At 74.1% G+C, this 22,630-nt stretch carries 19 protein-coding genes; 7 read left to right on the top strand and 12 right to left on the bottom strand.

Features of this window, described 5'->3' with window-relative positions:
* Window positions 1-8: 8 nt before the first annotated feature.
* Together ACGFMP_RS01165 and ACGFMP_RS01160 are read left to right on the top strand one after the other, a co-directional pair.
* Entirely contained in the window at window positions 9-836 is an 828-nt protein-coding gene (locus ACGFMP_RS01165) for an alpha/beta hydrolase (protein WP_393669506.1), read from the top strand.
* Window positions 837-895: 59 nt separating this feature from the next.
* Window positions 896-1,228 (top strand): MmcQ/YjbR family DNA-binding protein, encoded by a 333-nt coding sequence (locus ACGFMP_RS01160; RefSeq protein WP_393669505.1) that lies wholly within the window; start codon window positions 896-898, stop codon window positions 1,226-1,228.
* Between the two features lie 54 nt (window positions 1,229-1,282).
* Here the strand turns inward: ACGFMP_RS01160 and ACGFMP_RS01155 are convergent, their stop codons facing one another.
* The 6 genes from ACGFMP_RS01155 to ACGFMP_RS01130 form a co-directional block, all read right to left on the bottom strand.
* Window positions 1,283-1,537, bottom strand: coding sequence for an SCO5918 family protein (locus tag ACGFMP_RS01155; RefSeq protein WP_393669504.1), 255 nt, complete (start codon window positions 1,535-1,537; stop codon window positions 1,283-1,285).
* A gap of 31 nt (window positions 1,538-1,568) precedes the next feature.
* Window positions 1,569-3,056 carry a DEAD/DEAH box helicase gene (locus ACGFMP_RS01150; RefSeq protein WP_393669503.1) on the bottom strand — a complete coding sequence of 496 codons (1,488 nt, stop codon included), beginning with the start codon at window positions 3,054-3,056 and terminating at the stop codon, window positions 1,569-1,571.
* Window positions 3,057-3,209: 153 nt separating this feature from the next.
* The gene (locus ACGFMP_RS01145; RefSeq protein ID WP_073494967.1) at window positions 3,210-3,413 is read right to left on the bottom strand and encodes a cold-shock protein; all 204 of its coding nucleotides are present in this window, start codon (window positions 3,411-3,413) and stop codon (window positions 3,210-3,212) included.
* Window positions 3,414-3,657: 244 nt separating this feature from the next.
* Window positions 3,658-4,011 carry a MerR family transcriptional regulator gene (locus tag ACGFMP_RS01140; protein WP_393669502.1) on the bottom strand — a complete coding sequence of 118 codons (354 nt, stop codon included), beginning with the start codon at window positions 4,009-4,011 and terminating at the stop codon, window positions 3,658-3,660.
* A 103-nt stretch (window positions 4,012-4,114) separates the two neighbouring features.
* Entirely contained in the window at window positions 4,115-4,747 is a 633-nt protein-coding gene (locus tag ACGFMP_RS01135; protein ID WP_393670284.1) for a response regulator, read from the bottom strand.
* Between the two features lie 5 nt (window positions 4,748-4,752).
* Window positions 4,753-6,105: a sensor histidine kinase gene (locus ACGFMP_RS01130; protein ID WP_393669501.1), complete on the bottom strand. Its 1,353-nt coding sequence runs from the start codon at window positions 6,103-6,105 to the stop codon at window positions 4,753-4,755.
* 135 nt (window positions 6,106-6,240) lie between these two features.
* On the opposite strand from ACGFMP_RS01130, the gene ACGFMP_RS01125 reads away from it, so the two are divergent.
* Both ACGFMP_RS01125 and ACGFMP_RS01120 read left to right on the top strand, forming a co-directional pair.
* Complete coding sequence (locus ACGFMP_RS01125) at window positions 6,241-6,942, top strand: ABC transporter ATP-binding protein (RefSeq protein ID WP_393669500.1); 702 nt, start codon at window positions 6,241-6,243, stop codon at window positions 6,940-6,942.
* An 822-nt stretch (window positions 6,943-7,764) separates the two neighbouring features.
* Complete coding sequence (locus ACGFMP_RS01120) at window positions 7,765-10,197, top strand: FtsX-like permease family protein (protein ID WP_393669499.1); 2,433 nt, start codon at window positions 7,765-7,767, stop codon at window positions 10,195-10,197.
* A 43-nt stretch (window positions 10,198-10,240) separates the two neighbouring features.
* Here ACGFMP_RS01120 and ACGFMP_RS01115 read toward each other — a convergent pair whose 3' ends face one another.
* Together ACGFMP_RS01115 and ACGFMP_RS01110 are read right to left on the bottom strand one after the other, a co-directional pair.
* Window positions 10,241-10,720: a MarR family winged helix-turn-helix transcriptional regulator gene (locus ACGFMP_RS01115; protein WP_393669498.1), complete on the bottom strand. Its 480-nt coding sequence runs from the start codon at window positions 10,718-10,720 to the stop codon at window positions 10,241-10,243.
* A 156-nt stretch (window positions 10,721-10,876) separates the two neighbouring features.
* Window positions 10,877-12,199, bottom strand: a complete 1,323-nt coding sequence (locus tag ACGFMP_RS01110; protein WP_393670282.1) for an Ig-like domain-containing protein — start codon at window positions 12,197-12,199, stop codon at window positions 10,877-10,879.
* Window positions 12,200-12,548: 349 nt separating this feature from the next.
* Here ACGFMP_RS01110 and ACGFMP_RS01105 point away from each other — a divergent pair, with 349 nt between their 5' ends.
* Entirely contained in the window at window positions 12,549-14,375 is a 1,827-nt protein-coding gene (locus ACGFMP_RS01105; protein ID WP_393669497.1) for a discoidin domain-containing protein, read from the top strand.
* 56 nt (window positions 14,376-14,431) lie between these two features.
* Here ACGFMP_RS01105 and ACGFMP_RS01100 read toward each other — a convergent pair whose 3' ends face one another.
* Window positions 14,432-14,749, bottom strand: a complete 318-nt coding sequence (locus tag ACGFMP_RS01100) for a hypothetical protein (RefSeq protein ID WP_393669496.1) — start codon at window positions 14,747-14,749, stop codon at window positions 14,432-14,434.
* A gap of 65 nt (window positions 14,750-14,814) precedes the next feature.
* A complete protein-coding gene (locus ACGFMP_RS01095; RefSeq protein ID WP_393669495.1) occupies window positions 14,815-16,449 on the bottom strand; it encodes a TROVE domain-containing protein in 1,635 nt (544 codons plus the stop codon).
* Window positions 16,450-16,942: 493 nt separating this feature from the next.
* On the opposite strand from ACGFMP_RS01095, the gene ACGFMP_RS01090 reads away from it, so the two are divergent.
* The gene (locus ACGFMP_RS01090) at window positions 16,943-17,887 is read left to right on the top strand and encodes a DUF5996 family protein (RefSeq protein WP_393669494.1); all 945 of its coding nucleotides are present in this window, start codon (window positions 16,943-16,945) and stop codon (window positions 17,885-17,887) included.
* Between the two features lie 47 nt (window positions 17,888-17,934).
* Here ACGFMP_RS01090 and ACGFMP_RS01085 read toward each other — a convergent pair whose 3' ends face one another.
* Both ACGFMP_RS01085 and ACGFMP_RS01080 read right to left on the bottom strand, forming a co-directional pair.
* Window positions 17,935-18,948 (bottom strand): ADP-ribosylglycohydrolase family protein, encoded by a 1,014-nt coding sequence (locus tag ACGFMP_RS01085; RefSeq protein WP_393669493.1) that lies wholly within the window; start codon window positions 18,946-18,948, stop codon window positions 17,935-17,937.
* A gap of 76 nt (window positions 18,949-19,024) precedes the next feature.
* Entirely contained in the window at window positions 19,025-19,525 is a 501-nt protein-coding gene (locus ACGFMP_RS01080; protein WP_393669492.1) for a hypothetical protein, read from the bottom strand.
* Window positions 19,526-19,707: 182 nt separating this feature from the next.
* Here ACGFMP_RS01080 and ACGFMP_RS01075 point away from each other — a divergent pair, with 182 nt between their 5' ends.
* A complete protein-coding gene (locus tag ACGFMP_RS01075) occupies window positions 19,708-22,617 on the top strand; it encodes a DEAD/DEAH box helicase (RefSeq protein WP_393669491.1) in 2,910 nt (969 codons plus the stop codon).
* The last annotated feature ends 13 nt before the right edge of the window (window positions 22,618-22,630 follow it).

The raw sequence follows: 22,630 nt of genomic DNA, 5'->3' as shown, positions 1-22,630 counted from the left end.
CCGCACCCATGCACCCGCCCGACCTGCTCGCCCGGTTGCGCGACGGCGCACGCGAGCGCCGCCTCAGCCGCCCCAAGGGACCCGAACTCGCCGCCGTCGACGACCTCGCGGGACCCGGCGGGCTGCGCCTGCGCCGCTACCGGCCCGGCGGCGAAGGGCTGCCCCTGCTGGTCTTCCTGCACGGCGGCGGCTTCGTCTTCTGCGACCTCGACACCCACGACCGCACCTGCCGCCGTATCGCCCGCGCCTGCGACGTCGACGTGCTGGCCGTCGACTACCGCCTCGCCCCCGAGCACCCGCACCCCGCGGCCCTGGACGACGCCGTCGCCGTACTGCGCCAGGTGCGGCCCGCCGCCGTCGCGGGGGACAGCGCGGGCGGCTTCCTCGCGGCCGCCGCCTGCCTCGCGCTGCGCGACGCCGGCGACCCGCTGCCCGGCCTGCAAGCCCTGATCTGCCCCAACACCGACCTGACCCTCGGCAGCCCCTCGGTCACCGAGAAGGGCACCGGATACGGGCTCGACGCCGATGTGCTGGCCTTCTTCGTCGCCGCGTACGTGCCAGAGCCCGCCGCCCGCGCCGCCGCGAGCCCGCTGCACGCCCCCGACCTCGCGGGCCTGCCGCCCGCCCTGGTCGTCACCGCGGAGCACGACGCGCTCAGGGACGAGGGCGACGCCTACGCGGGACGGCTCGCCGCCGCCGGCGTCCCCGTACGGCACCGCTGCGAGTCCGGGCTGCCGCACGGCTTCATCCAGGGCATGGACCTCACCGACCCGGCCGCGGCCGCGGCCCACGACCGCGTCTTCACCGACCTGCGCGAGCTGATCCCCCGGCACTGAAGGTGCTGTGACCGGGGATCGCGGGCGCCCGTCGAGGACGGGACTTTACACTCGTGGCCATGCCAGACGCCGAGGACGTCCGCCGTATCGCCCTGTCCTTCCCGCAGACCGTGGAGAAGGAGATGTGGAACCACCCGACCTTCCACGTGGCGGGCCGCATGTTCGTCACGGTCCCCGACGACGGCACGTCCTTCGCCGTCCGCTGCCCGCGCCAGGACCGCGCGGAGCTGATCGCCTCCGAGCCGGCCAAGTTCTGGGTGCCGCCGCACGAGGCCCACTCGTCGTGGGTCCGCGCGCGTCTCGTGGAGCTCGACGACCTCGCCGAGCTCCACGACATCCTCCTCGACTCCTGGGTGCAGGCCGCCCCCGCCGACCTGGCACCACCGCAGTAGCCCCGGCCCCTCACACGGAGGAGCCGGGGCCTGGGAGCGTCCGGGGTGTTCGGTTCAGAGAGTCGGCGTCGTGCTGGGGGCCGGGTGGCAGGTGAAGCCCAGCCTGGTCAGCGCCCGTACGACCTCGGTGTTGGTGAAGTCGCGCCGGTCCTGACCGGTGATGATCGCCCCGACCTGCTTGACAGGGTACTGCTTGCGGCCGATGGTCACGGACGCCTCGGTCACGGCCTCCGGCTTGACCCCGCTCATGGATTTCTCGACCTCCTCCTTGATGAGGTCGAAAGAGAAGCGGGCGATGACGCAGCGCATGTTGCCTCCGCAGAGTTCGAGAGGGGGACGTTCAGGACCTACGGCGGGCCGGCCGGCCGGAGCGCGACCGGGAGGACCGGGAGGAGGAGCGGGGCGAGGACGAGCGGGCGGCCGCCGGAGCGGGCGGCGCCGCCGCCGGGACGGGGATGCCCGACGGCGCCTGCGCACCGGTGATGCGGGTCAGCGCGGCCTCGCCCGAGCGGACCTGGGTGACCTCGGGGGTGATGCCGGCCGCGGCCATCAGCCGCGCCATCTCCCGCCGCTGGTGCGGCAGCACCAGGGTGACCACGCTGCCGGACTCGCCCGCGCGGGCGGTCCTGCCGCCGCGGTGCAGGTAGTCCTTGTGGTCGCTGGGCGGATCGATGTTGACGACCAGGTCGAGGTCGTCGATGTGGATGCCGCGGGCCGCGACGTTCGTGGCGACCAGAGCGGTGACATCGCCGGTCTTGAAGCGCGCCAGCGTCCGGGTGCGCTGCGGCTGGGACTTGCCGCCGTGCAGCGCAGCGGCCCGCACCCCGCTGTTGAGCAGGTGCGTGGTGAGCCGGTCCACCGCGTGCTTGGTGTCGAGGAAGAGCAGCACCCGCCCGTCGCGGGCGGCGATCTCGGTGGTCGTGGCGTACTTGTCCGCGTCGTGCACGTGCAGCACGTGGTGCGCCATCGTGGTGACGGCGCCGGCCGCGGGGTCGACCGAGTGCACGACCGGGTCGTTCAGATAACGCCTGACCAGCAGGTCGACATTGCGGTCGAGGGTGGCGGAGAACAGCATCCGCTGCCCCTGGGGGCGCACCTGGTCGAGCAGCTTGGTGACCTGCGGCATGAAGCCCATGTCGGCCATCTGGTCGGCCTCGTCGAGGACGGTGATGCCGACCTCGTCGAGCCGGCAGTCACCGCGTTCGATCAGGTCGGCGAGCCTGCCGGGGGTGGCGACCACGATGTCGACGCCGCGCCGCAATGCCGTCGTCTGCCGGCCGATGGACATGCCGCCGACCACGGTGGTGAGCCGCAGTTGCAGCGTCCGCGCGTACGGGGTCAGCGCGTCGGTGACCTGCTGGGCCAGCTCCCTGGTCGGGACGAGGACCAGGCCGAGCGGGCGGCGCGGCTCGGCACGGCGGCCGACCTCCGCGGTGCGGACCAGCAGCGCGAGCCCGAAGGCCAGCGTCTTGCCGGACCCGGTGCGGCCCCGGCCGAGCACGTCGCGCCCGGCGAGCGTGTTGGGCAGGGTGGCGGCCTGGATCGGGAAGGGCTCGACCACGCCCAGCTCGGTGAGGGCCTTCAGCACCGGCTGGGGTATCCGCAGCTCGGCGAATGACGCGACCGCGGGTAGCGCGGGCGTGACGGTGACCGGCATGGCGAACTCGCCCTGCCGGGCGGGGGCGGGACGGGAGGCGGGGCGCTGCCCGCCGCCGCGGCCTGCGGCACCGCGGGTGCCGCCGAAGCCGGAACCGCGTGCGCCGGCCGAGCCGCGCGCTCCGCGGGAAGTTCTGGAATAGCGTTCGTTGTCGCGAGCCTGACGATTCATGCAAGCCTTTCCTCGATGCGGCGCGTATCGAGGAATTCCCGGTGCGGCGGTCCGTGTTCGGGCCGAGGCGCGGGGAATTGCAGGAACGGGCCGGAACACGAACCCGGGTCCGCACCCGAAGGTGCGGACCCGGATGTGCTGATGCGGGGTGCGTCAGGCGGGAACGATGTTCTCGGCCTGCGGGCCCTTCTGGCCCTGGGTGACGTCGAAGGTCACCTTCTGGCCTTCCTGCAGCTCACGAAAGCCGGAGGCAGCGATGTTGGAGTAGTGGGCGAAGACGTCGGCGCCGCCGCCGTCCTGCTCGATGAAGCCGAAGCCCTTTTCCGCGTTGAACCACTTCACGGTGCCAGTAGCCATTTTTCTAAATTCTCCTTGGGGCAATACCGCCGAGTCCACACTGTGCAAACCCGGTGCTGCCGAAATGATTACCCCATCCGGAGAAACGCACCGGAGTCAAAGCTATGGGAACCACGACTGCAACTGCTTCCACCGTAGCACGACGCAACCGGACGGGCGCGGGATGTCATTTCGCTGAGCCCGCCGTGCCATAAACCCTCAGTGCGGATTCCGATAATTTCTGCCGTGGCGGGGGCAGAATTGCTCAGCTGCCGCCCTCAGCCCGGCGCTCGCCGGCCGGCAGCCGGCCGCGCATCTCCTCGTTGAGCCGCCTGGCCTCCTCCAGCTGGTCCTCCAGGATCACGATCCGGCACGCGGCCTCGATCGGTGTGCCGGAGTCGACCAGCTCGCGGGCGCGGGCGGCAATGCGCAGCTGGTAGCGCGAGTAGCGGCGGTGGCCGCCCTCGGACCGCAGCGGGGTGATCAGCCGGGCCTCGCCGATGGCCCGCAGGAAACCCGGGGTCGCGCCGATCATCTCGGCGGCGCGGCCCATCGTGTATGCGGGGTAGTCGTCGTCGTCCAGCCGGTCGGCGGTCCGCGGCGGAGGTTCAGGGGGCACGTACACCTCTTGGGGAATGCGCCGGGCTTGGCCCGGCCGCACCAGGAACCCTACCGGGCCCACGGCAGCATTTCACGTCCGCGCGGGGCTGTTCCGTAGCTGTTCACCCCCGGAGGAACGCCAGTACGGCCAGCACGCGGCGGTGCGTGTCGTCGGCGACCGGCAGATCCAGCTTGGTCAGGATGCTCCCGATGTGCTTGCCGACAGCGGCGTCCGACACCACCAGGTCACGGGCTATCGCCCCATTGGAGCGCCCCTGCGCGACCAGCCCCAGTACCTCGCGCTCCCTCGGGGTCAGCCGCTCCAGCGGGTCGCGGCGGCGCCGCAGCAGCTGCCGTACGACCTCGGGGTCGACGACCGTGCCGCCCGCCGCGACGTCCTCGACCGCGGCCACGAACTCCTCCACCTGCCCGATCCGGTCCTTGAGCAGATACCCGACGCCGCCGCCGTCACCGGAATCCAGCAGGTCGGCCGCGTACGCCCGCTGCACGTACTGGCTCAGGACCAGCACCGGCAGCCCGGGTCGCGCCGCCCGCAGCCCCACCGCCGCCCGCAGGCCCTCGTCCTGGAAGCCGGGCGGCATACGGACGTCGGTCAGCACGATGTCGGGGCGGTGCCGCTCGACGGCCTCGACGAGCGCGTCCGCGTCGCCGACCGCCGCGGCCACCCGGTGCCCGAACCGCGCCAGCAGCCCGGTCAGCCCGTCCCTGAGCAGCACGCTGTCCTCGGCGAGCACCACGGTCAGCGACGTGCCACGGGCGCCGGCGGCGTCGGGATCGGTCGGCACGGTATCTCCACACGCAGTCGGGTCGGCCCTCCGGGCGGGCTGGTCAGGGCCAGTGTGCCGGACACCACCGCCACCCGGTCCGCCAGCCCGACGAGCCCGCTCCCGCGCGGGGAATGCCCCTCGGGCCCGCCCGCATCCGCATCCGCATTCGCATCCGCCTCCGGCCCGGCGACCGCGCCGCCGCGGCCGTCATCCTGCACGACCAGCACCAGGCGGCCCCTCCGGTGGCCGCCGGTGACCGTGGCGCGGGAGGCGCCGCTGTGCTCCGCCACGTTCGACAGCGCCTCGCACACCGCGAAGTACGCCGCCGCCTCCACCGGCCGCGGCAGCCGGCCCGGCAGGTCCAGGTCGACGTCCACCGGGACAGGGGAGCGGTCCGCGGCGTCCGCCACGGCCGCGGCGAGGCCGTAGTCCGTCAGCACCTGCGGATGGATGCCGTGGATCAGCCGGCGCAGCTCCGCCAGGGCCGCGCCCGCCTCCCCGTGGGCCTTCGCCAGCTGCTCGGCCAGCGGCCCCGGGGGCGCGTCCAGCCGGGCCAGGCCCAGCGTCACCGTCAAGGCGACGAGACGCTGCTGCGCGCCGTCGTGCAGATCACGCTCGATCCGCCGCCTCTCCGCCTCGAAGGCGTCCACCAGCCGCACCCGGGAACGGGTCAGCTCGGTCACCCGCTCCTCCGCGTCCGCGGGCACGAGCAGCGCGCGGGTCGCGGCGGCCCTGGCACCCGCCGCGACCGCCGCCAGGTAGCCGCCCGCGGCCAGCGCCACGAGACCGCCGAGCGCGGCGGCGACGGCGCCCGGCCAGCCGTCGACCGTCCACGCCTTGAGTACTTTCGTCTCGCCGTCCACCGCCAGCGCGACCGGGACCGCCAGCAGCGACACCGGCACCACGACGGCCGCGGCCAGCACGAGCGCGTCCAGCGGCCACAGCACCAGCGCGAGCAGCACCGCGTACCCCAGCTCCCGCCACGTCGCCCGCTCACGGAACCGGGCACGCGCCCAGCTGCCGAGCCCCGGCTCCGCCGGGCGCCGATGCGGCGACGGTACGGGCGCCCCGTCCACCAGGCGCAGCCTGCGCCGCTCGACCGCACCCACCGGGATCCCGCCGAGCGCGGCGAGCGCCAGCAGCGGCAACCCCACCACGACCAGCGCCAGCACGCCGCCCAGCAGCAGCAGTACGGCAAAGGCCGCGAGCGTCAGCGCCCCCGCCGGCACCCCGCAGGCCAGATAGGCGACCGCCCGCCACGGCCACCAGGACGCCAGGAAGCCGCGCCTGGCCAGGGCCTGCCAGATGTTCCGATCGCCGCGCATGCCGCCCACGGTAGGAGGTGGCCCGCGGCCACCGCGATCCGGTCCGCACCACCGCCGGGGGTGGGGCCAGGCATACCCCCAGGACTCGCCCCTGCCCTGATGTCCGCGCGCGGCCGCGGCGGTTGGCTGGTCGGCATGGAAGAAGACATGGTCGAACTGCGCGACGTGAGCCGGAGCCACCGGGCCGCCGGCGGAACGGTGACAGCCCTCGACTCGGTGACCCTCGGCTTCGGGCGAGGCACCTTCACCGCCGTGACCGGGCCCTCGGGGTCCGGCAAATCGACGCTCCTGCACTGCGCGGCCGGGCTCGAACGCCCCACCTCCGGCTCCGTCACGATCGGCGGCACCGACATCACGGGCCTGCGCGAATCCCGGCTCACCCGGCTGCGCCGGGACCGCGTCGGCTTCGTCTTCCAGGCCTACAACCTGCTGCCCGCGCTCACCGCGGAGCAGAACGTGGCCCTCCCGCTCCGCCTCGCCGGGCGCCGCCCCGCCCCCGGCCGGATCCGCGCCGCCCTCGACGAAGTCGGCATGGCCGGGCGGGCCCGGCACCGGCCGGCGGAGCTGTCCGGCGGGCAGCAGCAGCGGGTTGCGCTGGCGCGGGCCATCGTCACCCGGCCCGACGTGCTCTTCGCCGACGAGCCGACCGGGGCGCTCGACGCCCGCACCGCCGCCGAAGTCCTCTCCCTCCTACGGGACCTGGCCGACCGCGGCCAGACCGTCGTCATGGTCACCCACGACCCGGTAGCGGCCGCCCACGCCGCCCGCACCATCGTCTTGGCAGACGGCCGAGTGACCACCGACCAGCACCGCTCCCCTGCCGGGGTGCCCACATGACCTCTTCCCGCCCCCGGCGCTGGGGTCGCACCTTCCCCCGGCGGTTCCTCGCGCCCCTGGGGGGTGCCCCTTGCGGTGGCGTCGCACCTTTCCGCGTCGCGGCGGCTTGTCGCGCAGTTCCCCGCGCCCCTAGGTGGGTGCCCCTGGCGGTGGGGTCGCACCTTTCCGCGTCGCGGTGGCTAGTCGCGCAGTTCCTCGCGCCCCTGAAAAACGCGTGCCCTCCACGGCAGAAGAAGCCCACCAGGGACGAACGCTCCTCCCCACGGGCGCTGGGGGTACCCCCGGGCGAAGCGCTGGGGGCGGAACTGCGCGACCAGCCACGATGCGGCAGCAGACAAGGACTTGCCGCGAGGGGCACTTACCCAGGGGCGCTGGGGGTACCCCCGGGCGAAGCGCTGGGGGCGGAACTGCGTGGGCAGCCACGATGGCGCGGCAGTCGAGCGCGTCCGGCGAGGGGCACTTACCCAGGGGCGCGAGGAACTGCGCGGGCAACCACGATGGCACGGCAGTCGAGCGCGTCCCGCGAGGGGCACTTACCCAGGGGCGCCCCCCAGGGCGCGGGCAGCCGCGATGCGGCCGCAGGCGAGGACTTGCCGCGAGGGGCACTTACCCAGGGGCGCTGGGGGTACCCCCAGGCGAAGCGCTGGGGGCGGAACTGCGCGGGCAATCACGATGGCGCGGCAGTCGAGCGCGTCCCGCAAGGGGCACTTACCCAGGGGCGCGGGCAGCCGCGATGCGGCCGCAGGCGAGGACGTACACGCGAGGGCACCCCGGCAGGGGGCTGCGTGATGAAGGACAGGACACCCGGACACGGAGCCGAAAATGCCGACCACCCGCGCCGCACAGGCGCAAAAGATCTGTTCGCTCGCCATCGTGCTGGCGGTGACGGCCGGAGTGGCCCTGGTCACCTCGATGACGCTCGCGCTGGCCCGCGCCCTGGACGGCCCGCCGTCCAGGGCCCCGCTGAGGTTCGCCGCCGCGACGACCCTGGTGCGCGGCCAGGACACGCTGCACGTGGCGGCGGGATCGGCCCGGCTGCCGGAGCCGCTGCCGCTGCCGACCGCCCTGGTGGCGGAGTTGAAGGCGCTGGGCGGCCGTACCGTCGAGGACCGCACGTTCCCGGTGCGGGCCGACCATGCCCCCGCCGATCTCCTCGCGCACCCGTGGGGCACGGCGCCGCTGGCGGGCTACCGGCTGACCCGGGGCCGCGCCCCGGCCGCCGCTGACGAGGCCGTCGTCACCGGCGGCTGGGCGGCGCCCGGCACCGTCGTGCGGACGGGTGTCGGCACCCTCCGCATCGTGGGCACCGTCGCACCGCCGGGTCCGGTTTTCGAGGACGCACTCTTCCTGACCGACGCGCGGGCCGCGCGGATCGCCCCGCCGGTGAGGCAGTTGGCGGTGGCCGCGGATCCGGTGAGGGTCCGCGCAGTGGTGGCCCGTTCCGGCGCGGGCGCCACCGTTTTGACCGGCGAGGGGCTTCGCGCCGCGGATCCGCCGGGTGGCGACCTCACGGCCCTCGATGTGGTGCTGGGCACCGCGGCGGGCGTGACGGGCTTCGTCGTGGTGTTCGTGGTGGCGTCCACGACGGCTCTCGCGGTGGCGGCGAGGCGCAGGGAGTTCGGGCTGCTGCGGCTGGTGGGTGCGACACCTGGCCAGGTGCGCCGCGGTGTGCTGGCCGGGTCGCTGCTGCCGGCGCTGCCGGCGTCCGCGGCCGGTTGCGTACTCGGGGGGACCTACGGCGTAGGGGAGGCGGCCCGCTGGGCGGTCGGCGGCGGTCTGGCGCCGGCCTGGTTCGAGTCCGGCGGGCATACCCACCTGTGGCCGTATCCCGTCGCCTTCGCCACCGGCGTGGCGGCCGCGCTGTGCGGCAGCGTCGCCGCGTCGTGGCGGGCCGGCCGGACGGCGCCGGCGGAGGCGGCCCGGGAGGCGGAGGCCGACGGCCGCGCGCTCACCGCGGGCCGGGCCGTGACCGGTTCCGCCCTGCTGCTGGCGGCCCTCGCGCTGACGGGCTACGCGCTGTGCGCGGACCCGTCGGACCTGCTGCACCGCAAGACGTACATCAGCCGCCCGATGCTCGCGATCACCGCGGCGGCCCTGCTGTCCCCGGCGCTGGTGCGCCCGCTGGTGAGGCTGGTGGCCGTGCGCGGCGGCCTGGTCAGGGAGCTGGCCGCCGCGTCGGCACGGCGTACGGCGGCGGTCGCGGGCCCGGTGCTGGTGGTGGTCGCCCTGGCCGGTTCGCTGCTGGGCGGCATCGCGAACGTGAACACGGCCAAGTCGGCCGAGGTCCGCCATGCGACGACCGCGGACCTGTACCTGACGGCGCCGGGCGGCCTGGATGCGGCCGCGCTCGCCGGGGTCGGGTCGGTGCCGGGTGTGCGCACGGCCTCAGCGGTGACCGCGGGCACGGTCTTCACCTTGGAGGACGGGGTCGCCCTGATCCGTTCCGAGGCCTGGGCGGTCGATCCGGCCACCCTGCCGGGCACGGCCCGACTCCCGGTCGTCGCGGGCCGGTTGGCGGACCTGGACGACGACTCCATCGTCGTCAACGCCGAGTGGCAGCAGCACACCGTCGGCCGCGAGGTCACCGTGTGGCTCGCCGACGGAACCCGCCGGACGCTGCGGATCGCGGCGGTGCTGGCGACCGGGACCGGCGGCAACGGCGTCTATGTCACCGCGCACAACACCCCGCCCGGGGCCGCCCCCGGCCTGGTGCGTATCCGGCTCGCCCCGGCCGCGGACCCGGCGGCGGTCACGGCGGCGCTGTACCGGGCGGTCCTCGGCGCCCGGGTGCGTACGGCCGCCGACTGGATACGCGCCGCGTCGCCCAGGACCACCGCGGCCACCCGGATGGGCCTTGCCCTCACCCTCGGGATCGCCCTGCTCTATGCCGCTCTCGCCCTGGGCGTCGCCCTGGTCATGTCCACCACGGCCCGCGCTCGCGACCTCACCTTGCTGCGGCTGTCCGGTGCCACCCGCCCGCAGCTGCTCAGGCTGGTGGCCGCCGAGTCCCTCGTGGTGGTGGCGGTCGGCGCGGTGCTCGGGATCCCGGTCGTGCTGCTCGACCTGGCCGGCATGCACACGGCTCTCATCCTCCAGGGCGTGCGCTCCCCCCTCGTGCTGCCCTGGCGGGAGGTCGGCGCGACGGTCGCGGTCTGCGCCGCGGTCGCGGTGGCGTCCTCCGTGGTCCCGGCGGCCCTGCTGACGGCCCGCCGCGCCGGGCGGGGCCAGAGCGCGGTGCGGCGTGCGGGTGCCTGACCGCGGCCGAGGGGAGGGCCGGGGCGGGCGCGGCGCGGCCGCGTCAGCGGCGCCCCGAGGCGCCGGCGGCGAGGCCGGTGTCATGGTCGCCGTCCAGCCCTGCGTCGGCGTACACCCGCTGGAGCAGCGCGACGAAGGTCGCCGCCTCGTCCACGTCGAGGCCGCCGAGCAGTTTGGCCTCGAAGCGGTCCACCAGCACCTCGGCCTCCGCGTGCAACTGCCGTCCGGCGGGCAGCAGGTGGAGGGCATGGGCGCGGCGGTCGGCGGGGTGGCGGCGGCGTTCCACCAGGCCGCGCTGCTCCAGCTCGTCGACCAGGTCGACCATGACGTTGCGGTGGATGTTCAGCGGCCCGCACAGCTGGTGCTGGCTGAGCCCGTCCCGCTCGCCGAGCAGGCTGAGCAGGCCGTACTGCCGCGGGTTGATGCCCAGCGGCGCCAGCAGGGCGGTGACCTGGCCCTGCACATGGACATCGAGCCGGGTGAGGAGGCACGCGGGGTGCCCGAGGAGCGGCTGCGTCTTCACGAAAACCAGGATAGCTCACATGACTATCACCCCGGATGATGATCACCAGGGGTGTGCAAAGCGGGTCCGCGGCCTGGCGCGGTCGCGCCGCAGGCCCCGGCCGCGGTGTGTGCGGTCGGGGCCTGCGGCGCGGAGGGGGAGGTCAGAGCGAGGGGATCAGCTCTCGACCCACTGCGACCACGCCATGTTCCACCCGTTGATGCCGTTGCTCGGGGCGATGACCTTGTCGGGGGAGTTGACGACCTGGACGATGTCACCGATCAGCGAGTGGTTGTAGAACCAGGCGGCCGGGGTGTTGGGGTCGCCGCCGCCCTTGACGTCGTGCAGGCCGACGCAGCCGTGGCTGGTGTTCTCGTGCCCGAAGGTGGACACGGGGCGCCAGTAGTTGCCGTGCGTGTAGGTGCCGGAGTCCGACAGGCGCATGCCGTGCGGGACGTCCTTGATGTGGTAGGCGTTGCCCAGCCCCACGGACTGGGAGTCCATGTCCACCACCGGCTCCTTGCTCTCGATCACCATCTTGCCGTTGTAGGTGGTGTGCTGGGCGTCACCGAGGCTGGCGGGGTAGGTCTTGAAGACCTTGCCGTCGCGGTAGATCGTCAGCATCTTCGTCTTGTTGTCGGCGACGGACGTCTGCGAGCGGCCGATGGTGAAGGACACGTCCTTGTACTGCGCGCCGTACGTGGTCTTGGACGTCTTCACGCCGTCGAGCTTGAGGTGCAGCGTGACCTTGGTGCCGGGCGCCCAGTACTGCTCGGGGCGGAAGTCGATGCGCTGGTTGCTGAACCAGTGGCCTTCGACGGGCACGCTCGGCGTGGAGGTGACGGTGATCGCGTGGCGTACGTCGGCCTGGTTGGTGATCGCCTTGTTGAAGTCGATCCGCACCTCCATGCCCACGCCGTACGTCGCGCCCTGGTCGACGTTGAAGATCCCGTAGTTCGTGGCGGAGGCCGCCGGCTTCAGGGTGGTGAAGGTCGACTGCGTGCTCGTGGCCTTGCCCGCGTCGTCCGTCGCGGTGGCCGCCACCGAGTACTTGGTGTGGGTGCGCAGCGCGCCCTTCGGGGCCCAGCTGGCGCCGTCGGCGGATATCGCGCCGTCGACCGCGGTGCCGTCCGCCGCGGTGACCGCGACCTTGGTCAGCTTGCCCTTCGCCGCGGAGACCTTCAGCGCGCCCGAGGTGTCCACGCCGGTGGCACCGTTCTTGGGCAGGACGGTCACGGCGGCCTGCGAGCCGGCCGCCGTCGTGCTGTTCGCCGAGCTGCCGCTCTTGCCGTCCTGCTGGCCGCCGGAATGCGCGTCGGCATTGCCGCCGCAGGCCGCCGCGCCGAGCAGGACGGCGCCCAGCGCGAGCGCCATGAGCCCCTTCCTGCCGCGAGCGCCGCGAAGGGCTCGCAGCCCGCCGCGCGTCCCTGCCGCCGGGCTGCCCGGGCCGGCCCCCTCCACCCTGGTGGCGGTGTCGGCCGCCGTCTGCTCCGTCATCACTCTGTGTCTCCCCATTTCCGCAAAGGTCGCAACCTAGGAGACCGCATCCCGGGTCTGCGGTTGCGGCTGTTGCATGACTGATACGTCACGTACCCCGGCGGGGTTCAACCGGGGTGCCGTTTCGTGGCGTCCGGCGGGCGGTGCGCGCGCCCGACCCGGGCCCCCGGAGGGGCGGTTTCCTGCCCTTCCGCGGTGCGCGGGGCGCGCTGGTTCCGTAAACGTTGCCGGTTCCCTTGACAGCGCGGACGCCAGGGGAAGACTCTCCTGAGAGCGCTCTCACCTCCACAACCCGGTAACGCGGCAAGGCCAGTTGCGTCACCGCCCCCCACAGGAGAAGGAGTACGTCCGCATGTCGATAACAGGCAAGCGTCTGCGGCCGCCGGGCCGCGGGCCGGTCAGGCGGTTCGGGATCGGGCTGCTGGCCGCCACGGCTGTGGCGGCGGTCACACTGGCGGGCTCGGGCCAGGCGACGGCGTCCGCGTCCGCCGGCACCGCCGCCGCCCGTCCGGCGGCGGCACAGCCGGCCGCCGTCCAGCCCGCCGCGGTGCCCGCCGCGCCGTCCGGCTTCACCACCACCTGGAGCGACGACTTCAACGGTGCCGCCAACACCGGTCTGAACACCGACACCTGGCGCTACGACGCGGGCGCCGGCTGGACCTTCGGCACCGGCGAGATCGAGACGATGACCAACAGCACGGCCAACGTCTACCAGGACGGCAGCGGCCACCTGGTGCTCAAGGCCCTGCACACCGGCACCGACCCGGCCGCCAACTGGACGTCGGGCCGGGTCGAGACCCAGGCCGACGGCTTCGGCGCCCAGCCGGGCGGCGTCGTAAGGATGCAGGCGTCCATCCAGCAGCCCAATGTGACCACCGCCAACGGCGCCGGCTACTGGCCGGCCTTCTGGATGCTCGGCTCGCCGCTGCGGGTCGGCGTGCCGTGGCCCGGGTCGGGCGAGGTCGACATCCTGGAGGACATCAACGGCCGCAGCTCCGTCTTCGGCACCCTGCACTGCGGTGTCGGCTCCGGCGGCCCCTGCAACGAGACCAGCGGCGTCGGCAGCGGCGAGCGCGCCTGCTCCGGCTGCCAGACCGGCTACCACACCTACGCCGTCGAGGTCGACCGCTCGACCTCGCCCGAGCAGATCCGCTGGTACCTGGACGGCGCGAACTACTTCACGCTGAACTCCAACCAGGTGGACGCGGCGGCCTGGGCCAACGCGGTGGACCACAGCTTCTACATCATCTTCGACCTGGCGATCGGCGGCGGATTCCCCGCGGCCTTCGGCGGCGGCCCCAACGCCGCCACCGTCTCCGGCGGCCAGATGAACATCGACTACGTGGCCGTCTACAACAAGTCGCCCGACCACGGCGCCAACATCGCCAAGGGCAAGCCGACCACGTCCTCGTCCAACGAGAGCGCGACCTTCCCGGCCTCCAACGCCACCGACGGCGACATCACCACCCGCTGGTCGAGCGGCTTCTCCGACCCGCAGTGGCTCCAGGTCGACCTCGGCCAGAACTACAACCTCAACCACGCCACCCTGACCTGGGAGGCGGCGGCGGCGTCCGCCTACCAGTTGCAGACGTCCACCGACGGCAGCAACTGGACCACGGTCTACACCAACAACAACAGCCCGGCCGACATCCAGGACACCAACCTGTCGGCGACCGCCCGCTACGTCAGGGTCTACGCCACCGCCAGATCCTCGCAGTACGGCGACTCGCTCTACGAACTCGCCCTGTTCGGCAGCCCGTCGTCCGGCGGCGGCGACCCGGGCGGCGGCCCGACGACCCTGCTCTCGCAGGGGAAGACGGCCACCGCGTCGTCCTCGGAGAACGGCAGCTTCACCGCCCCGATGGCGGTGGACGGCAACACCGGCACCCGCTGGTCGAGCACCTTCTCCGACCCGCAGTGGCTCCAGGTCGACCTCGGCGCGAGCCACACCATCAGCCAGGTCGTCCTCAACTGGGAGGCCGCGGCGGGCAAGTCCTACCAGATCCAGACCTCGCCCAACGGCACCACCTGGACCACCGTCTACAGCACGACGACCGGCACCGGCGGCATCCAGACCATCCCGGTCACCGGAAGCGGCCGCTACGTCCGGATGAACGGCACCGCCCGCACCACGCAATACGGCTACTCGCTCTGGGAGTTCCAGGTCTACGGCAGCTGACCTGCCGCCCTGCCCGGTACGCCCGCCGCGTCGACGCGGCGGGCGTACCGCCGGGCCTATGGCCGCAGCCGCCTGAGCAGCAGCACGTTGGCGGCCGCGGCCGCGGTCAGCACCAGGACGTTCAGCGTCCCGCTGGCCGCGGTCAGCCACCCGGCGTCGCTGCCGTCGGCGACCGTACGGGAAGCGAACAGGCCCCCGACGCCGGACAGCAGCGCGTAACCGCCGTAGATCGCCAGCACCGCGGCGATGCCGCACGGCAGGGCGAGCACGATCGCGGCCAGATAGCAGCGCGGGTCCTCGCGCACCGCGCCCAGCACCGCGAGCACCGCGACCACCCCGATGTAACCGCCCTCGACCCACCGCCGCCACCCCATGGCCGCAGTGTGGCAGCCCGCCCCGCGGGCGACGCCACCGGTACCGCGAGGGCCGTCGAACCGGCCTACCGCCAGGGCCAGTCGGCGCTGCGGCCCGACTCCAGCAGCGGGATCATCCGGAAGGCGTGGTCGGTGAGCCCGCCGAAGGTGTGCCTGCGGCCGCCGCCCGACGGGGTCGCACCGGCGACGTAACCGGCCATGTTCCACATGTAGACGGGGACGTCCGCGGGTACGAGCGCGTCGATCTCGGTCGGCGGCATGCCGCCGTACGAGCCGGCGTTGGAGGGGAGCCAACCCGCCCTCGTCTGCTCGTCGGTGACCACCACCACCCGGTCGTGCCCGTCGAAGTGCGCCTTGACCGCCGACGGGATGTCGGTGCCGTCGTGCCGGCCGAACGCCTCGACCAGCCGCAGCACGCTGCCGCCGCGGGGCACCCGGACGACCTTGTTGCGGATGCCGAACTCCACCAGCGTCGGCTGCTGCGCCCGTACCGCGAGCGCCGCGCCGAACACCGCCGCCTGCTCGGCCAGCGGGATGTCGGAGCTGTTCGGCGTGGAGAAGCCGTAGCCGGGGAACATCGACGGCGACCGGTCCACCAGGATCAGCGAACGGCCCTTCAGCACGGGGACGTTGGCCAGCGACAGGTTCAGCGCCTTGTCCAGCGCGTGCGCCCAGCGCAGCGAGTCGGTGTGCTTGTACGCGGCCCAGAAGCGGAAGGGCAGCATCCGCGAACGGGCCACCTCCTGCGGGTCGCTGATCCGCCGCGCGACCTGCGCCGCGACCTCGTCAGAGACACCGGCCCTGTCGAAATTCCGCAGGTTGCGCACCAGCGCGAAGACGCCCATCGACGGGATGACCGCCTCCCAGGCCGCCGCGTCCATCGGCCCCTGCAGCCAGCCCGCAAGCGACTCCCAGGACATCCCGGCCGCCGCCAGCCGCTCCCGGCCCTCGGCGCCCGAAGCCACCAACCCGCGCCGCTGCGCGACCGGTTCCGCCATCAGCGCCGCCCGTGCCCGGATGACCTCCAGCTGCTCGGGGATCTCGCCGCCCCGCCCGTGCCGCCGGTCGATGGCGTGCCGGAACAGCTCCCCCTGCCGGGGCGAGTCCGGCGCCGGGTGCACCAGCTCCAGCACGTCCCCGAAGCGGAAGGCGGCACCGTCCGAGTCGTACTTGAGCAGCGCGCGCTCGGTGTAGAGGGTGCCGATCGCGTCCCCTATGCCTCGCTTGAGCGGCTTGGGCACCTGCCGCCCGTAGCGCGACATCCAGTACGCCAGCAGCTCGCCCGGCTCGTCGGCCCGCCGCAGCACCGACGCGACGACCTCGCGGTTGCTCACCCCGCCCGTGCCGCCCTGCCCGCCGTCCGCCGCCTCCAGCCGGGCCTTGACGAATTCTGCGGCGCCCACGAGCGCCGCGGTGCGCATGTTGCCCTCGGCCCGCAGCCAGCCCAGCAGCCCTGCCGTCCACTCCGGGTCGTCGACGGCCAGTTCCCCGACCAGCTCGGCGAACCGCTCGTCGCGGTCGCCGGCCTTCTCGTAGTAGGTGTCCGTGCCCACGAAGTCGGAGACCGCCAGCAGGAACAGCTCGGACCTGGCGTCCCGCAGGTAGCCGGGCGCACCCGCCGCGGTCCGCACCCGCTCTCCGGTGGTCCGCACGGGCGAGGTGGCCGCCACGCGCGCGCGGCGGGTGTTGAAACGGGACATACGGAAACAGACCCCTCACATGGAGCCACGAAGGCAGGGAGGGAGAGCCCAGCCGGCGTCGGCCGCCCGTGACGGGGCGGGCCGGCGGCTGTGCCTCCCGAGATCAAGTCGGCAGCGGTTTCGCGAGGTTGACCCCCGCTCGCCCGAAGGCGATTCATGGAAGGAAGTAACCGCGGCCTGCGCACCGGGAGGTGCGGGATGTCGTGCCCCGAGGATAGCCCGCGGTGACCCCGCGGTGTCGGCGTATTTACGCCGCCCCGGCGGCAGGGGGTCCGGCGGCAGGGGCGCCCGCCGTTTCGCCGCCCGGCGCCATGGGTCCATGGGTCCGGGGGTCACGGGTCCGGCGCCACGGGTCCGGGGCGGGGGGCCGGCCGTCCGGGGGCGTGCCCCGTCCGGCTGCCAGCGGTGGCGGGTCCCGCGGGGGTCGCCCAGGATGGGCCGGGGTCGTCCCATCGGCCCGCGCGCACGTGCCCGTCGACCCCTGGAGAGCGATGTGGACCTCTTCCCGCCCCTGCCGCTGGAGTCCTGGCGGGACACGAAGGAGACCCTGCACCGCTTCCTCCAGATCGTCGGCAAGATCCGGCTGGCCGGCAGCCCGCGCCGCAACCACTGGTGGAACGTGCCCTTCCACGTGACCGGGCAGGGCATCACCACCCGCCCGATGGGCCCGGCCCGCGGCGGCGACGCCTTCTGCATCGACTTCGACTTCCTCGCCCACCGCCTCGTGGTGCGCACGCTGTCCGGCCGGGAGACGTCCTTCCCGCTGACCGAGCGCTCCGTCGCCGACTTCTACCGGGACACCCTCACCGCCCTGGTCGCGCTGGACATCGACGCGGAGCCGCGGCACCCGTACCCCTACGACCTGCCCGACGCGCGCCGGGCCTTCGCGGAGGACCACGAGCACCGCAGCTACGACCCGGCCGCGGTCACCCGCTACTGGCGCATCCTCAGCCAGGTGAACCTGCTCCTGGAGGAGTACGCGGCCGGCTACTCCGGCAAGACCAGCCCGGTCCACCACTTCTGGCACACCTTCGACATCGCCGTCACCCGCTTCTCCGAGCGCCGGGTCACCCCGCCGGCCGAAGCCGACCCGGTGACCCGCGAGGCCTACTCGCGGGAGGTGATCAGCGCCGGTTTCTGGTTCGGCGACGACACCGTGCCCGAGCCGGCCTTCTACTCCTACACCGCGCCGGAACCGCCCGGCCTTGCCGACCGCCCGCTCCACCCGGCCGCGGCCGAGTGGTCGGCCGCGCGCGGCAGCCACATCGCCCTGCTGCGGTACGGCGACGCCCGCGCCGCAGGGGACCCGTGGGCGACCACCCTGGCCTTCCTCGACAGTGCCTACCGCGCCGGAGCCGACCTCACCCACTGGGAGCGCAGCCGCGAATGCCCGGGCGGCATCACCGACCCCCGGCTGAGCGCCGCCGAAGCAGGCTGAAGAAGCGGGGCGCCCCGGGCGTCCCACGGCCCTGACCCGCGCGGGTCTCAGGCGTCCCAGGCGGCGCCCAGCGCGAGCAGCCGGTCGCGGTACTCGATGTCCCGAACCCACTCGCCCGGCCAGGCGGCGGCCCCGTGGTGAGCGCCGGCGAAGGCCCCGGCCAGGGCGGCCACCGAGTCGGAGTCACCCGAGGAGTACGCGGCGCGGCGGACCACCGCGGGCGGGTCGTCGTGCAGCAGCAGGAAGCAGAAGAGACCGGTGGCGAAGGCCTCCTCCGCGATCCACCCGGCGCCGGTGGCCAGGCACGGATCGGCCTCCGGGTCGGCGGTCCGCAGTGCGGCGGCCAGCCGGTCGATCACGGCCAGGCACTCGTCCCAGCCGCGGGCCGTGAAGGCCGCACGGTCCTGATCGTGGGCCCGGTCGGCCAGGTCCCCCAGCCAGTCGGCACGGTAGGCGTCACGGCTCTCGCGGGCGTGGTCGCGCAGCGCGGGCAGCAGTGCGGCGGTGCCGACGCCGTCGGCCAGCAGCCGTACGGCGTACGCGGTCAGGTCGCTCGCGGCCAGGGCCGTGGGGTGGCCGTGGGTCAGCGCGGACTGCAACTGGGCCGCGCCGGAAAGCTGCCGCCGGTCGAGGCCGGGGACGAGGCCCAGCGGTGCGACCCGCATGTTCGCCCCGCACCCCTTGGAGCCGATGTCGCTCGCCTCCTGCCACCGCCCGCCCAGGCTCAGCGCCTCGCACGCCCGCAGGCACGTCATGCCAGGGGCCCGGTTGTTGTCCGGCGAGGTGTACCACTCGACGAAGCGCGCGCGGACCGGCGGCTCCATGCTGCCTGCCGTCAGGGCCCGCCCGCCCGCCATCGCCTCGACCAGGCCCTCGCCCAGCGCCAGCGTCATCTGCGTGTCGTCGGTGACATACGCACGCCCCGAGGAGAGCGGCAGCGGCATCGTCCGCCAGGGACCGCACTTCGCCTCGATCTGCGCCATGTCGTTGAACTCGGTGGGAAATCCCATGGCGTCCCCGACCGCCAGCCCCACCAGCGCCCCCGTCGCCGCCTGCTTCACGTACGCCCCCGTCCCCTGCCCTGCCGCTGCCGGACCGGCCCATCCTCGCAGGCCGGCCGCGGCACGCGGCGGCCGGTCAGTATTGCCAGTGCGGCCTTCCCGACTTCATCGCGCAGGTGATGGCGCGGCCGTCGGCGTCGGTGGTGCTCGCCCCGAGGTCGGCATTCCTGCAGAACTGCCCCGCGTGATAGCAGTTCCCCGCGTTGGAGCGGATGCTGCACACGTGGCTCACAGCCGGGGCGGTGGTCTGGTGCACCGGACGCGCGGTGGTGTGCCGCGGGGCGGGGGACGCGGTGTGCGTGGCGCGCGGGGTGTGCGCGGTGTGCGTGGCGTGGGTCGTGACCGGGACACTCGCCGGGCTGGTGGACGGCGGGGCGGTCGTGGGCGGGGCGGTCGTCGTCGGCGACGGCGATATGGACGAGGGGGACGGTGAGGCGGAGGGCGACACGGCGGCGGGCGTGCTCGTCACCGCGGGCGCGGCGTCCCCCACGCTCTGCGTTCCCGCAGGTCCGCACGCGGTGAACAGGAGCGCGGTCAGGCCGGTGGCGACTGCGACAGCAGTACGACTGTGTTTCATGCCCCGCACCGTAGGACCGCCCTACCGCCGATCGCGTGGGAACGGCCCCAGCTACGCAGCGTGCATCTCTCCCCCTAGACGAAACGCCCGAATCTCGCGTACACGCCCACGATTCCGGCCGGCCGGCGACGCGGGGATACCGTCGGACGGTGTCCCCGAGGGAGGTGCCGGGAGTGGGTGCGGTGGCAAGAGCGGAACAACCGGCCGGGCCGGCGGTCGCCGACCGGCGGCTGCTGCTCGCCCGGCTGCCCGAACTCGCCGCGGGTGAGGTGGATTTCCTTCCGGCGGAGTCCCCCCGGGAGGGACGGATGGCCTTCAGGGCGCCCGGCTCTGACCCCGAGGACGCCGCTGTCCTGCTGCTGCCGGTCGACCAGGCACTGCCCCTGCTGACCCGGTGCCGGGCCCTGGGCGCCGACGGCACCGGCCGCGCCTCGACCAGTGCCGCCCTCTGGGGCGCGGCCGCCGTCATGGCCCTCGCGCTGCTCGCCCGCGGCCGGGTACAGGCCGCACCTGACGGCTCCGCCGGATGCCGAATCGGCCCCCTCGACGCCGCCGACCACACCCGCCTGGCCACCCTTGCCGCGGACCTGCCGCCCGGCAGCGGGGTGCCGGACGCCCCAGGCCACGACCTGCCCGCGCCGCCGGGTACGGACCTGCCGCCGGGCGCCGGGCCCGGCGGGCCGTTCGCGCCGCCGGAGGCCGAAGCGCTGGTGCTGGCCTTCCTGGACGCCGTCGCGGACTCGCTCACCCGGACACCGCCGGCCCGTACACCCGTCGCCGCCCCGGCGGTACGGGCGGTACCGGCGCCCCGGCCGGTGCCCGCGGCGCGGACCGCGGACGCGGCGGAAGGCCCCGAGGTGTCGCTGCGGCTGGAGCTGGGCGACGAGGGCGCCGCCCGGGCCGTGGTGCAGCTGCGGAGCCCGGCCGACCCCGCGGTGCTCGCCGACGCGGCGGAGGTGTGGTCAGGTGCGGTCGGCGGTCCCGGACTGTCCGGCCGGCGGGCCCGCGCTGAGGTGGAGCGGACGCTGCGTAGGGCCGCCCGCGTATGGCCGCCGGCCCGCAGGCTGCTGGAGGCGGCGGTTCCTGCCGGGCTCGAACTGTCCGACGGGGAGGCCGCGGCGCTGCTCGGCGAGGCGGCGACCCGGCTCGCCGCGGCGGGCGTCGCCGTGCACTGGCCCAGGGACCTGGTGCGCGGGCTGACCTCCACCGGCGTCCTCGAACCCGCCCGTGAGGGGCCGCGGTCCGCCGCGGAGACCTTCGTGTCCTCCGGCGGGGTGCTGGACTTCCGCTGGCGGGTCGCGCTCGGCGACCTGGAGCTCACCGAGGAGGAGCTGGAGCGGCTGGTCGCGGCGCACCGGCCGGTCGTGCGGCTGCGCGACCGGTGGGTGGTCGTGGACCAGGCGCTGGTCCGCCGGCTGCGCAGGGCCGCCCGCTCCGGCACGCCGTCGCTGACGGCGATCCAGGCGCTGGGCGCGGCGCTGACCGGCAGCGTCGAGGTGGACGGCGAGCGGGTGGCGGTCGGTGGTGACGGTGTACTCGAGGAGCTGCGGGCCCGTGTCGCCGAGCCCGCGGCGGCCGGGCGCGGGGAGCGGACCGCCACCGGCGCCGCGGCTGGATCACAGGGTCCGCCTCAGGCCCTGGCCGCCACCCTGCGCGACTACCAGCTGCGCGGCCTTGACTGGCTGCACCGCATGACCGCCCTCGGCCTCGGGGCCTGCCTTGCCGACGACATGGGCCTCGGCAAGACCGTCACGCTCATCGCGCTCCACCTGCGCCGCCAGGAGCAGGCGGCCACGGCGGGCCCGACCCTGGTGGTGTGCCCGGCGTCGCTGCTCGGCAACTGGGAGCGCGAGATCCGCCGTTTCGCCCCCACCGCGCCCGTCCACCGCTACCACGGGCCGGGCCGCGAGCTGCCGTTCCCGGACCCCTCCGCCCGTGACCTGCCCGCCCCCGCCGTCGCGGCATCCGGCTTCGTGCTGACCACCTACGGGACGATGCGCCGCGACGCCGACCGGCTCGCCGCGTACGACTGGGGGCTCCTCGTCGCCGACGAGGCCCAGCACGTCAAGAATCCGCACGCGCACACCGCGCGAGCGCTCCGTGCCATCCCCTCCCGCGGCCGGGTCGCGCTGACCGGCACCCCCGTCGAGAACAACCTCACCGAACTGTGGGCGCTGCTCGACTGGACCACCCCCGGCCTGCTCGGCACCCTCCCCGCCTTCCGCGACCGCCACGCCAGAGCCGTCGAGGGCGACCGCGACGAGGAGGCGGCCGCCCGGCTCGCGGCGCTGGTGGGGCCCTTCCTGCTGCGCCGCCGCAAGTCCGACCCCGGTGTCGCGCCCGAGTTGCCGCCCAAGACCGAGACCGACCGGCCGGTCTCCCTGACCAGGGAGCAGGTCTCCCTGTACGAGGCCCTGGTCCGGGAGTCGCTGGCCGAGATCGAGGGCAGCGGCGGCATCGCCAGGCGCGGCCTGGTCATGAAGCTGCTCACGGGCCTGAAGCAGGTCTGCAACCACCCGGCCCACTTCCTGAAGGAGCCCGCGGGCGCCCGGCTGCCGGGCCGTTCCGGCAAGTTGCGGCTGCTGGACGAGATCCTGGACACCGTGCTGGCCGAGGGCGGCTCGGCCCTGGTCTTCACCCAGTACGTGGCCATGGGCCGGCTGATCGAACACCACCTGGCCGACCGCGGGGTGGGCACCCTCTTCCTGCACGGCGGCACGGCGGTGGGGCGCCGCGAGCAGATGGTCGACGCCTTCCAGGCCGGTGACGAACGGGTGTTCCTGCTGTCCCTCAAAGCGGCGGGCACCGGCCTGAATCTCACCCGGGCGGAACACGTCATCCACTACGACCGCTGGTGGAATCCCGCCGTCGAGGACCAGGCCACCGACCGGGCCCACCGCATCGGCCAGACCCGGCCGGTGCAGGTCCACCGGCTGATCGCGGAAGGCACCGTGGAGGACCGGGTCGCCGAAATGCTGCGGAGCAAAAGGGAGTTGGCGGACGCCGTACTCGCTTCCGGTGAAGGGGTGTTCGGCGAGATGTCCGACGGCGAACTGGCGGACCTCGTCACCCTGCGCAGGCCCCGCCGGTAATTTGGTTGTCACG

It is taken from the genome of Streptomyces sp. NPDC049040 (genome assembly GCF_043197715.1).
Classification (GTDB): Bacteria; Actinomycetota; Actinomycetes; order Streptomycetales; family Streptomycetaceae; genus Actinacidiphila.
The sequence above is the reverse complement of the archived record's forward strand: the minus strand, read 5'-3'. Positions and strand labels throughout refer to the sequence as shown.